Source organism: Pseudomonas sp. 22189 (genome assembly GCF_052045635.1).
GTDB classification, from domain to species: domain Bacteria; phylum Pseudomonadota; class Gammaproteobacteria; order Pseudomonadales; family Pseudomonadaceae; genus Aquipseudomonas; species Aquipseudomonas parakoreensis.
The window spans coordinates 115,617-127,095 of record NZ_JBQEPG010000002.1; the positions used below are offsets into that span (position 1 = coordinate 115,617).

Annotated in this window: 10 protein-coding genes; 2 read left to right on the plus strand and 8 right to left on the minus strand. The window is 60.5% G+C overall.

The genetic code is table 11. The features are described from left to right. Nucleotides 1-337 precede the first annotated feature (337 nt). On the plus strand, nt 338-523 hold the full coding sequence (locus ACTJKS_RS02245; protein WP_041063212.1) for a hypothetical protein: 186 nt from the start codon (nt 338-340) through the stop codon (nt 521-523). Between the two features lie 106 nt (nt 524-629). Here ACTJKS_RS02245 and ACTJKS_RS02250 read toward each other — a convergent pair whose 3' ends face one another. The 8 genes from ACTJKS_RS02250 to ACTJKS_RS02285 form a co-directional block, all read right to left on the minus strand. Next, a complete protein-coding gene (locus ACTJKS_RS02250) occupies nt 630-2,114 on the minus strand; it encodes an APC family permease (protein WP_108181792.1) in 1,485 nt (494 codons plus the stop codon). A gap of 214 nt (nt 2,115-2,328) precedes the next feature. Beyond that, nucleotides 2,329-3,753, minus strand: coding sequence for a gamma-aminobutyraldehyde dehydrogenase (locus ACTJKS_RS02255; protein ID WP_108181793.1), 1,425 nt, complete (start codon nt 3,751-3,753; stop codon nt 2,329-2,331). Nucleotides 3,754-3,915: 162 nt separating this feature from the next. After that, nucleotides 3,916-4,725 carry an ABC transporter permease gene (locus tag ACTJKS_RS02260; protein ID WP_007967757.1) on the minus strand — a complete coding sequence of 270 codons (810 nt, stop codon included), beginning with the start codon at nt 4,723-4,725 and terminating at the stop codon, nt 3,916-3,918. Then, nucleotides 4,715-5,650, minus strand: coding sequence for an ABC transporter permease (locus ACTJKS_RS02265; protein ID WP_198758704.1), 936 nt, complete (start codon nt 5,648-5,650; stop codon nt 4,715-4,717). Before ACTJKS_RS02265 ends, ACTJKS_RS02260 begins: the two co-directional genes overlap by 11 nt. Before the next feature lies 1 nt (nt 5,651). Continuing rightward, a complete protein-coding gene (locus ACTJKS_RS02270; protein WP_198758703.1) occupies nt 5,652-6,689 on the minus strand; it encodes an ABC transporter ATP-binding protein in 1,038 nt (345 codons plus the stop codon). Nucleotides 6,690-6,835: 146 nt separating this feature from the next. Beyond that, complete coding sequence (gene ydcS / locus ACTJKS_RS02275; protein ID WP_095667415.1) at nt 6,836-7,987, minus strand: putative ABC transporter substrate-binding protein YdcS; 1,152 nt, start codon at nt 7,985-7,987, stop codon at nt 6,836-6,838. 83 nt (nt 7,988-8,070) lie between these two features. Then, complete coding sequence (locus ACTJKS_RS02280; protein WP_108181795.1) at nt 8,071-9,528, minus strand: gamma-aminobutyraldehyde dehydrogenase; 1,458 nt, start codon at nt 9,526-9,528, stop codon at nt 8,071-8,073. Nucleotides 9,529-9,658: 130 nt separating this feature from the next. Then, entirely contained in the window at nt 9,659-10,573 is a 915-nt protein-coding gene (locus ACTJKS_RS02285) for a LysR family transcriptional regulator (RefSeq protein ID WP_007954670.1), read from the minus strand. Nucleotides 10,574-10,750: 177 nt separating this feature from the next. Between ACTJKS_RS02285 and ACTJKS_RS02290 the strand changes: the two genes are divergently transcribed. Further along, the gene (locus ACTJKS_RS02290) at nt 10,751-11,473 is read left to right on the plus strand and encodes a tellurite resistance TerB family protein (RefSeq protein ID WP_108181796.1); all 723 of its coding nucleotides are present in this window, start codon (nt 10,751-10,753) and stop codon (nt 11,471-11,473) included. The last annotated feature ends 6 nt before the right edge of the window (nt 11,474-11,479 follow it).

Here is an 11,479-nt window from a genome sequence, read left to right on the forward strand (position 1 = left end):
ATTACGGTTCGGACAAGCCTTCGGCCAAACGCAACGGACTATAAACAGATGCCGGCTAGCTTAAACGGTTCGCTCGCCGAGCAAAATTCGTTGATACACGATGACAGCGTGTCAATGAAACAAGACATGTCGGTTAAACGTCCTACGGCACTTACTGATTTACAGGGCATATCTGCTTTTTTCGACTAATTACTCTAAAAACCGCTTTTCAGCGCCGATTAAATTTCTATTCTATGGGCATGGCCGGTGCGACCGGCAGGGCACAGGCGCTGCTGTAAGGGGCAGGGCGATGTGGTGATCAAGCAATTCTTCGACGTATCAGAGAAGGACATCGTCCATGGCAAAAATACAAGGCATCGCCGAAATGCTCGGCATCTTTCCCTGCCTGAGCAGCGGACGCAGAAGGCGTCGATTGAGTTCTGAAGAGCTGAAGCTGGTGGAGCGTTATCGCGAGTTGTCGGAGAGTGACCGGATTGCGATGCGCTATCTGGTGGATGCGATGCGCAGTGTTTCGCGGTTTTGAGTGTGTCTAGCCCTGAAACAGGCTTACACCTGTTTCAGGGCTAGACAATTGATGACGGCGCTTCGAGGAGGCCCCGGAATCAAAATTCGATTCCGGGGAACTCGTCTTAGCGACTCACCTTCCACGCATCCCCAGCCGGCGCCTTCCCATGGTCATACGGCTTGCCGATCCACATATAAACCAGCCCCAGTCCAATCACGATCGCCGTGCTCAACACCATCGCATAGTTCACATACCACGCCGCATCCGGTGTGCGAGGCCAGGCCATGTTGATGATTGCGCCGACGCCATACGCCAGCGCGCCGATGTTCACTGGCCAGCCCCACGCGCCGAGGGTGAATTTGCCGCTGGGTTTCCAGCCTTTCATCCGCGCGTACAAAGCGGCCAGCACGATCATCTGGAACGCGAGGTAGATGCCGATGGCGGCGAAGCTGACGATGGTGGCCACGGCGTCCTGCAGGAAGAAACCGAGGGCGATGATCAGGGCGGGCAGGACGCCGGACACGAACAGTGCGGCAACCGGTACTTGGGTTGTAGGAGAAATCTTTTTCAGCAGTCGGCTGCCGATCACCATTTCATCGCGAGCGTAGGAGTACAGCAGACGGCTGGCTGCTGCCTGCAGGCTGATGACGCAGGATATGAAGGAAATCATCACCACGCCCATCACCACTTTCGAGCCGATCGGGCCGAAGGTGTTATTGAGGATGGTGGTGACCGGGTCTTTGTCAGTGCCGTTGATCACCGCTTGCATGTCCGGCACGGCGAGGATCAACGCCAGGCAGGCGAACATCGCCGCGATGCCGCCGATGTAGATGGTCATGCGCATGGCCACCGGAATTTTTGCGCTGGGGTTCGGGGTTTCCTCGGCGACGTCGCCGCAGGCTTCGAAACCGTAGTAAAGGAACATCCCCGCCAGCGAGGCGGTGAGGAACGCCGGCAGGTACGAGCCGTCAACGCTGATGTCGAAGGTGTTGAACAGCACGCTCAGCGGCTGATGACGTTCGAAGACCAGCAGGTAGACGCCGACGATCACCGCGCCGACCAGCTCGCAGAGGAAGCCGAACATGGCGATCCGCGCCAGCACTTGGGTGCCGCTCAGATTGACCAGCGTGGCGAACAGTGTCAGCACCAGCGCGATGACGATATTGGTGTTGTTGCTCGGCTCAAATCCGAGCATCGCCGCCAGATACGGCCCGGCACCGACAGCCACTGCCGCAATGGTCACGCACAGGGCGATGGAGTAGATCCAGCCGACCATCCATGCCCATTTCTTGCCAACCAGGCGCCGCGCCCATGGATAGACGCCGCCGGAAATCGGGAACTGCGACACCACTTCGCCGAAGATCAGGCACACCAGCAGTTGGCCGCAACCGACCAGCAGGTAAGCCCAGAACATCGGTGGCCCGCCGGCGGCGAGGCACAGGCCGAACAGGGTATAAACCCCTACGACCGGTGACAGATAAGTGAAGCCCAGCGCGAAGTTTTCCCACAGGCTCATGCTGCGGTTGAAGTTCGAGGTGTAGCCCAGTTTGCGCAGTTGTTCGGCATCGCTGTCGGCAACGGCGGCCGAGAGTTCGGGTGAGGCACTCATGTGTTTTGCTCCGGGAAATCGGCAGATTTCGGATGGCCGAAACCGTGGCGGGGCTTTGTGGGCGCCGCCCGGGTCGGTAGTTATTGTTTTGGTTTCGGTGAAGCCTGGTGGTGAATCGCCGACATCATCCGTGTGTCGCGGAAAAAGATCGCAGCCTGCGGCAGCTCCTACAGGGGCNCTGTAGGAGCTGCCGCAGGCTGCGATCTTTTTGCTGTTAATGCTTGAACATCACATGCCGAACCGTGGTGTAGTCCTCCAGCCCATACATGGACATGTCCTTGCCGTAGCCGGACAGTTTCTGACCGCCGTGGGGCATTTCGCTGACGAGCATGAAGTGGGTATTCACCCAGGTGCAGCCGTATTGCAACCGAGCAGACAAACGATGAGCGCGTCCTACATCCGCCGTCCATACAGAGGAAGCGAGGCCGTAGTCCGAATCGTTGGCCCATTCCAGCGCTTGGGCTTCATCGGTGAACTTGGTCACCGACACCACCGGCCCGAACACTTCGCGGCGCACGATTTCGTCATCCTGCTGTGCATCCGCCAGCACCGTCGGTTCGAAGAAGAAGCCGTTGCCTTCCACAGCCTTGCCGCCGGTGATCAAGCGAATGTGTGGCTGCGCCACGGCACGTTCGACAAAACCAGCGACGCGGTCGCGATGTTGCGCAGTGATCAACGGCCCAAGCTCAGTCGACGGATCTTCCTGCAAGCCATACTTGATGCTGCTGACCGCCGCGCCAAGCTTCTCGACGAATTTTTCGTAAATGCCCTGCTGCGCATAGATCCGGCACGCGGCGGTGCAGTCCTGCCCGGCATTGTAGAAACCAAAGGTGCGAATACCTTCCACCGCAGCATCGATATCGGCGTCGTCGAAGATGATCACCGGCGCCTTGCCGCCCAGTTCCATGTGCATGCGTTTGACGCTGTCGGCGGTGCTGGAAATGATGTTCGAGCCAGTGGCGATGGAGCCAGTCAGCGAGACCATGCGCACTTTAGGATGCGTGACCAACGGGCTGCCGACGGCAGGACCGCGACCGAATACCAGATTGAGTACACCGGCTGGGAAGATGTCCGACGCCAGTTCGGCCAGACGCAACGCGGTCAGCGGGGTTTGTTCCGACGGCTTGAGCACCACGGTATTACCGGCAGCGAGGGCCGGGGCGATTTTCCAGGCGACCATCATCAGCGGGTAGTTCCACGGCGCAATCGAGGCGATCACGCCCACCGGGTCGCGGCGAATCATTGAGGTGTGGCCAGGCAGGTATTCGCCACCGGCCGAACCACTCATGCAACGGCTGGCGCCGGCGAAGAAACGGAACACGTCGGCAATCGCCGGAATCTCGTCATTCAGCGCGGCGCTGTAGGGCTTGCCGCAGTTGTCGGATTCGAGTTTAGCCAGTTCCTCGCCATGGGCTTCGATGGCGTCGGCGAGTTTGAGCAGCAGCAGCGAACGGTCTTTCGGTGTGGTTTGCGACCACTCGGCGAACGCGTTATCGGCGGCGCGCACGGCGGCATCGACCTGGGCCTCGGAGGCTTCGTTGATCTCCACCAGCACACTGCCGAGCGCCGGGTTGAGCACCGGTTGCGCCGGGCCTTCGCCGTTGACCAGGTGGCCGTTGATCAAGAGTCTGGTTTGCATGTCTGTTGTCCTCACTAACACTTTTATTGTTCTGTCGAAACCGAACCATGTAGGAGCTGCCGAAGGCTGCGATCTTTTGATCTTGATCTTGATTTTCAAAGCAACAAGATCGCAGCCTTCGGCAGCTCCTACAGGGATTCGGTTTGTTCAGTGGTTATTCAATTATTTGCCACCGCTACCGGCGACACTCTCGCCACCCCGGGTCAGGTAATACGCGCCTAGGATCGGCAGCATGGTCACCATCATCACCAGCATCGCGACGACGTTGGTCACCGGCACATCCCGAGGACGGCTGAGTTGATTGAGCAACCACAGCGGCAACGTGCGCTCATGCCCGGCGGTAAACGTGGTGACGATGATTTCATCGAACGACAGTGCAAACGCGAGCATGCCGCCGGCCAACAGCGCCGAGCCGAGGTTCGGCAGGATGATGTAGCGGAAGGTCTGCCAGCCATCGGCACCCAGATCCATCGAGGCCTCGATCAGACTGTGCGAAGTACGCCGCAGGCGGGCGATGACGTTGTTGTAGACGATCACCACGCAGAACGTCGCGTGACCAACGATGATGGTGAACATCCCCGGCTCGATCCCCAGCGTCTTGAACGTCGCCAGCAGCGCGATCCCGGTGATGATCCCCGGCAACGCAATCGGCAAGATCAGCATCAGCGAAATGCCCTGCTTGCCGAAGAAGTCCCGGCGATACAACGCAGCTGAAGCCAATGTGCCGAGCACCATCGCGATCAACGTAGCGATGGCGGCAATCTGCAGTGAGAGCTTGATCGCCTCCAGCACATCCGGCCGCGAAAACGCCACACTGAACCAGTGCAGGGTGAAACCCTTTGGCGGAAAACTGAACGCCGCTTCCTCGGTGTTGAAGGCGTATAGGAAGATGATCAGGATCGGGAAGTGCAGAAACACCAACCCGCCCCAGGCTGCGATGCGCAAACCCAATGAAGCCTTTTCAGAGTGCATCGAAGGCCCCCAGACGTTTAACGATGGACAGGTAAACCGCGATCAACACAATCGGCACCAGCGTGAACGCCGCCGCCATCGGCATGTTGCCGATCGCGCCTTGCTGCGCATACACCATGCTGCCAACGAAGTAGCCCGGCGGGCCGACCAGTTGCGGCACGATGAAGTCGCCCAGGGTCAGTGAAAAAGTGAAGATCGAGCCGGCAGCAATACCCGGCACCGACAGCGGCAGAATCACCTGCATGAAGGTCTGGCGCGGCTTGGCCCCGAGGTCGGCAGACGCCTGCAACAGCGACGGCGGCAGGCGCTCCAGCGAGGCCTGAATCGGCAGGATCATGAACGGCAACCAGATATAGACAAAGACCATGAAGCGTCCCAGATGTGAGGTCGACAAGGTGCTGCCGCCGACGCCGGGAATCCCCAGAATGAACTGCAACACCGGCTCCAGTCCCAGATGCTGCACGAACCACTGCGCCACACCGCCCTTGGCCAGCAGCAACGTCCACGCATAGGCCTTGACGATGTAACTGGCCCACATCGGCAGCATCACCGCGATGTAGAAAAACGCCTTGGTCTTGCCCGTGGTGTAGCGCGCCATGTAATAGGCAATCGGGAACGCGACGATGGCGCTGGCGATCGACACCACGATGGCCATGCTCAGCGTGCGCAGGATGATGTCGAAGTTCGACGGCTGGAACAGCGCGGCAAAATTCGCCAGGGTCAGGTCGGGGGTGACCGCCATGGTGAAGTCGTCGAAGGTGTAGAAACCCTGCCACAGCAGCACCAGCAACGAGCCGAGATAGATCGCGCCAAACCATAACATCGGCGGCACCAGCAGCAGCGACAGATACAGATTCGGCTTGCGATAGAGCAGGTTGGAAAACCGCCGCAGCGGCGGTGCTTGAGTCATTGCGAGCGTGTTCATCTCACACCCCGCTCGAAACAGTGTCGTGCAGTGGGATCATCGCTTCCCGCGCCCAGCGTGCGTGCAGGCGCTGGCCGGTCTGGTGCTGCGCGCTGCTGTCGATCCACTGATTGTTGGCGTGGCTGATGCTCAGGGTCTGGCCGTTTTCCAGGGTCAGTTCATAGCGCGTGGCGCTGCCCTGATACTGGATGTCATGCAGCACGCCGCTGACTTCGATTTCATGGCTGGCGAGCGGCCCTTCGGCGAAACGCACGTGCTCGGGGCGAATCGAAAACGGCTGCGGATGGCCGCTGAGCTGGCGCGCCAGATCGCCGCGAATCACGTTGGAAGTGCCGACGAATTCGGCGACGAAGGTGGTGGTCGGTTTCATGTACAGATTGCGCGGGCTGTCGACCTGCTCGATGCGGCCCTTGTTGAACACCGCCACGCGGTCGGACATCGACAGCGCTTCGGTCTGGTCATGGGTCACGAAGATGAAGGTAATGCCGAGCTGGCGTTGCAGCTTCTTCAGTTCGCTCTGCATCTGCTCGCGCAATTTCAGATCGAGGGCGCCGAGCGGTTCATCGAGCAGCAGCACGCGTGGGCGATTGACCAAGGCGCGGGCGAGGGCGACACGCTGGCGCTGACCGCCGGACAACTGCACCGGTTTGCGCGCGCCGTAACCACCGAGCGCGACCATGTCCAACGCCTCTTCGGCGCGCTTGTGGCGCTCGGTTTTACTCACGCCTTTGACCTTCAAGCCGTAGGCGACGTTGTCCAGCACGTTCATGTGCGGGAACAGCGCGTAGTCCTGGAAGACGGTGTTTACATCACGTTGATACGGCGGCAGACCGGCCGCTTCGGCGCCGTGGATGCGGATCGAGCCGGCGCTCGGTTGTTCGAACCCGGCGATCAGGCGCAGGCAGGTGGTTTTGCCCGAGCCGGATGGGCCGAGCATGGAAAAGAACTCGCCGTCCTGAATATCGATGGAAACCCGGTCAACGGCCTTCACCTCGCCAAACTGCCGGGAAACGTTGGTGAACTGGACTGCAAGCGTCATGGTGCGGTGCTCCGGTAAAGCAGGCTTTCAAAAAGTGATCAGGTGTTGCGTCGAAAAGATCGCAGCCTGCGGCAGCTCCTACAGGAAAGCGGTGTCCATTGATGTAGGAGCTGCCGCAGGCTGCGATCTTTTGATCTTGAAAGGGCTTACCTGCCGCCCATGATCGCGATGTAATCCTGAGTCCAGCGACTGTACGGCACGAATTTGCCACCTTCAGCCTGCGGGGTTTTCCAGAAGGCGATCTTGTCGAACTGGTCAAAACCATTGGTCTTGCAACCCTCGGCGCCGAGCAATTCGCTCTCCTTGCACGCCGCCGGCACGGCTGGCAACGAACCAAACCACGCCGCCACGTCACCCTGGACTTTCGGCTGCAGCGACCAGTCCATCCACTTGTAAGCGCAATTAGGGTGCTTGGCCTCGGCGTGCAGCATGGTGGTGTCGGCCCAACCGGTGGCGCCTTCTTTCGGGATGGTCGAGGCAATCGGCTGTTTCTCATTGATCAGGCCGTTGACCTGATACGGCCAGGCACTCGACGCCACCACGCCTTCGTTCTTGAAGTCGCTCATCTGTACCGTGGTGTCGTGCCAGTAGCGGTGGATCAAAGGCTGCTGCGCACGCAACAGATCGAGCACCGCTTTGTACTGTGCTTCGGTCAATTGATACGGATCCTTGATCCCCAGTTCAGGCTTGGCGGTTTTCAGGTACAGCGCCGCATCGGCGATGTAGATCGGCCCGTCATAGGCCTGCACGCGACCCTTGTTCGGCTTGCCGTCGGGGAAATTCTGCGCGTCGAACAGCACATTCCAGCTGGTCGGCGGCGTCTTGAACACGTTGGTGTTGTACATCAGCACGTTCGGGCCCCACTGATACGGGGTGCCGTAGGTCTGCTTGTTGACCACGTACCATGGCGCATCTTTCAGGCGTGGATCGAGGGTGTTCCAGTTCGGGATCAACGCGGTGTTGATCGGTTGCACGCGTTTGCCGACGATCAAGCGCAATGACGCATCACCGGACGCGGTGACCAGGTCGTAACCACCCTTGGCCATCAGGCTGACCATTTCGTCGGAGGTGGCGGCAGTCTTCACATTGACCTTGCAGCCGGTTTCTTTTTCGAAACCGGTGACCCAGTCGTAAGCCTTGTCACTCTCGCCACGTTCGATGTAACCGGGCCAGGCCACGATATCCAGCTGACCCTCGCCGGCGCCGACGGCCTTCAGCGGCTCGGCGGCTTGCAGACTGGCACTGGCCAGCAGGGCCGTGGTGATTGCACTGAGCAGTGCGGTCTTGTGCACGAACATGGTTGAACCCTCTTCTTTAAATTATGGTCGGGGCAGTTGTGAACGCGGTGAAGCATGCCGTTGATGGCTTGTTATTAGCGTAGTCAGAGATGCTGGCCGTGGCGGGCCATGATGTGCCGTACCACGCTGTAGTCCTGCAGCGAATCACTGGACAAGTCTTTGCCGTATCCGGAGCGTTTCAGTCCGCCGTGGGGCATTTCGCTGACCAGCATGAAATGGCTGTTGATCCAGGTGCAGCCGTACTGCAAACGGGCGGCGACCTGCATTGCCTTGTCCAGATTCTGCGTCCACACCGACGAGGCGAGGCCGTATTCGGAGTCGTTGGCCCAGTCCACGGCTTGCGCGAGTTCGTCGAAGCGGGTCACGGTCACCACTGGGCCGAACACTTCGCGCTGAACGATTTCATCAGTCTGTTTGCAACCGGCCAGCAGCGTCGGCTGGTAAAAGAACCCGGCGCCGGAATGCACCGCCGCGCCGGTCACCCGCTCGATGTGCGGCTGGCCGAGGGCGCGTTCGACGAAACTGGCGACGCGGTCGCGCTGGCGGGTGCTGATCAGCGGGCCGATCTCGTTGTCGGCATCGCGCTTGCCGGCGAAGCGCAGGCTGCTGACCGCTGCGCCGAGCTCGGCGACCAATTTGTCGTGAATGCCTGTTTGCGCGTAGATCCGGCACGCGGCGGTGCAGTCCTGCCCGGCGTTGTAGTAACCGTAGGTGCGCACGCCGTCGACCACCGCTTGAATATCCGCGTCGTTGCAGACGATCACCGGGGCTTTGCCGCCGAGTTCCAGATGCGTGCGCTTGAGGGTTTTTGCCGCGGCCTGGAGGATCTTCTGCCCGGTGACGATATCGCCGGTCAGCGAGACCATGCGCACCTTGGCGTGACCGACCAGATGGCTACCGACGCCTTCGCCACCGCCGCAGATGATGTTGATGACCCCGCGCGGCAGGATCTCGGCGAGTGCTGGCGCCAGTGCGAGGATCGACAGCGGTGTGTGTTCGGATGGCTTGAACACCAGGGTGTTGCCGGCGGCGAGGGCCGGGGCGATTTTCCACGCGGCCATCATGATCGGGTAGTTCCACGGGGCAATCGACGCCACCACGCCAATCGGATCGCGACGCACCATGCTGGTGTAACCCGGCAGGTACTCGCCACTGAGCTGACCGGTCTGGCAGCGCACGGCACCAGCGAAGAAGCGGAACACGTCGACGGTGGCGCTCAGATCGTCCTGCCGCGCCAGGTGCAGCGGCTTGCCGCAGTTCAGCGCTTCGAGGCGGGCGAGGTAATCGGCGTGTTTTTCGACGGCGTTGGCGATGTCCAGCAGCAGACTGGAACGTTGTTGCGGTGTGGTGCGCGACCATTCGGCAAAGGCGCGGTGGGCGGCGAGAATCGCGGTTTCGACCTGCTCGGTGCTGGCCTCGGCGATGTGGGTGAGGATTTCACCGGTGGCCGGGTTGAGGATCGGTTCGACAAAACCCTGCCCGGCGACCAGTTCGCCGTCGATCAGCAACGCGGTACACATCGGGGTCTGCACGCCAGCCATTTTCCGCGATCTCTTTTCTTGTGTGGTCATTGGGGCTCCCGTACCGGGGAACCGACCGTCTTATAGATGCAGCAAGACTAGTGTGCGGCTCCGAGGTCGACAAATTCTAAATACTGAAGGTGGCATTCGATTAAATAGATGGCTTGCGTCCGCCGTGCGGCTGCTCGCGGGCCACGGTCAGGAATGGATCGACCAGAGCGGGGCGCGCTGTCCCACGGCGCCAGGCCAGACCGACGTCGAGGGTCTGGTTGAGGTCGGCAATCGGCCGTGCTTCGATGATGTCGCCCTCCAGTGACCACGGGCGGTAAGTCATGTCCGGCTGGATCGACACGCCCAGGCCGGCTGCGACAAGGCTTCGCACGGCTTCGGTGGATGCCGTGCGCAGGGTGATCTTCGGTTGCAGCCCGGCGCCGCGCCACAGGCGCTGGGCATTGCGATCCATCTCGTCGACGTTCAGTTGAATCAGCGGTTCGCGGGCAACATCGGCGAGATTGATGCTGTCGTGCTCCAGCAGCGGATGCTGGGCCGGCAGCCACAGACGGTGCGGCGAGTGAGTCAGCACTTCGGTTTGCAAGGCGTGGCGGTCTTCGAGGTTGGACAGGATCAGCACGCCGACATCGATCTCGCCGCTGACCAGCAAATGTTCGATGTACGGCCGCTCGTCCTCCATCACCCGGATCTCGACATTGGGATAGGCGCGCTGAAAACGGGTGAGCAAATCGGCGAGGTAATAACCGGCCACCAGACTGGTCACGCCGACAATCAACTGCCCGGCCACTTGGTCGGTGCTTTGTTGCAGGCTGCGCTTGGCGTTATCCACCGTTGCCAGAATCAGATGCGCCTGGCGCAGGAATTGATGACCCTGATGAGTCAAGGTCATGCCCTTGGCGTGACGGTTGAACAGGCTGACGCCGATTTCCTCTTCCAGTTGCTGGATCGCCAGCGTCAGGGTCGACTGGGATATGAACGCGGTTTGCGCGGCGGCGGAGATCGAGCCGGTCTCGGCCACCGCGATGAAGTGACGGATCTGACGCAGGGTCATCATGAGAAGGGTACCCGGTGGGCGGTTTTTATCGATTGGCCTGAGTGTATATCGATTTTCACGAAGGGCCTGCGCCTGCTGAGCAACATCTGGAAGCACACTCGCAGGCCGGGCCAGGGCACTTTCGAACTAGGCTGAGGGCCTGATAGATCCGGATAACCCCTGTTTTGGAGGCGGAACATGAACACCCGTGGATTGCTCGACCAACTACTCAAATCCGGCCAGGATCTGTTGCAGAACAAGGCCGGCGGCGCGCAGAACAAACCGGCGGCTGGCGGCCTGGGCGGTTTGCTTGGTGGGTCTTCAGGCTCAGGGGCGCTGGGCGGTCTGCTGTCGGGAGCCGGCGGTGGTGCGCTGGCGGCCGGGGCGATGGGGCTGCTTCTCGGCAACAAGAAAGTGCGCAAGGTCGGCGGCAAGGTCGCGATCTACGGCGGCCTCGCGGCGCTGGGTGTGCTGGCGTACAAGGCCTACGGCAACTGGAACGCGCAAAAAGGCACCGCCCCACAAACCGAACCGCAAACCCTCGACCGCTTGCCACCGGCGCAGGCCGAGCAACACAGCCAGGCCATTCTCAAAGCACTGGTCGCCGCCGCAAAGGCTGATGGCCATATCGATGATCGCGAGCGCCAATTGATCGAAGGCGAATTCACCAAACTCGACAACGATCAGGAACTGCAACACTGGCTGCACGCCGAACTCAACAAACCCCTCGACCCAGGCGACGTCGCCCGCGCCGCGAGTACGCCGGAGATGGCGGCGGAAATGTACATCGCCAGCGTGATGCTGGTGGATGAGGAGAGCTTTATGGAAAAGGCGTATCTGGAGGAATTGGCCAAGCAACTGAAGCTGGAGCCGGGGTTGAAGGTGGAATTGGAGAAACAGGTGCGACAGGTATCGCTATAGAACTGC